This is a genomic window from Actinospica durhamensis (assembly GCF_018139695.1).
Lineage (GTDB): Bacteria > Actinomycetota > Actinomycetes > Streptomycetales > Catenulisporaceae > Actinospica > Actinospica durhamensis.
In genome coordinates this window covers 1-544 of the sequence record NZ_JAGSOG010000687.1, presented here as the reverse complement: position 1 = coordinate 544, position 544 = coordinate 1, and the positions used below count along the sequence as shown (strand labels likewise).

Below are 544 nucleotides of genomic sequence, written 5' to 3'. Positions count from 1 at the left end.
GGTCAGGGCTCGTGCTCGGCTGGTTGGCGCTGCCGGACGAGTGGATGACCTACCACGTCGAAGAAGCCTGGCATGCGGGTCGAGCACTCGATGCGAAGGCGCGTCGGCGGAACGTTTCGCCGGCGGGGATGTGCGCGCGGGCTCTCGGGTTCGGCGCCGGGTCGCTCGCGCTCGACGCGGCCTGCGCGTCGTCGCTGTACGCGCTGAAGCTGGCGTGTGACCGGCTGCACGACGGCTCGGCCGATCTCATGCTGGCGGGCGGGGTGAGCGCCGCCGATCCGCTGCTGCTGCAGACCGGGTTCTGCGCGCTCTCCGCGCTCAGCCGAAGTGGGCTCTATCGGCCGTTGCAGCGCGACGCGGACGGGCTGATTCCCGCGCAGGGTGCGGCGCTCGTCGCGCTGATGCGGCTGGCCGACGCGTCAGTGCGCGGTATCCCCGTGCTCGGCGTGATCCGCGGCATCGGCCTGGGTAACGACGGCCGCGGCGAGGGACTGCTTGTGCCCTCGGTGGAGGGCCAGGTACGGGCGATGCGGGCGGCGTACGC

General features: G+C 72.6%; 1 protein-coding gene. It reads left to right on the top strand.

Going from position 1 to position 544, the window contains the following annotated elements; translation table 11 throughout:
• Positions 1–23: 23 nt before the first annotated feature.
• Positions 24–544 (top strand): beta-ketoacyl synthase N-terminal-like domain-containing protein (locus KDL01_RS41735; RefSeq protein WP_212534244.1); only part of this gene is annotated, 521 nt, incomplete at its 3' end.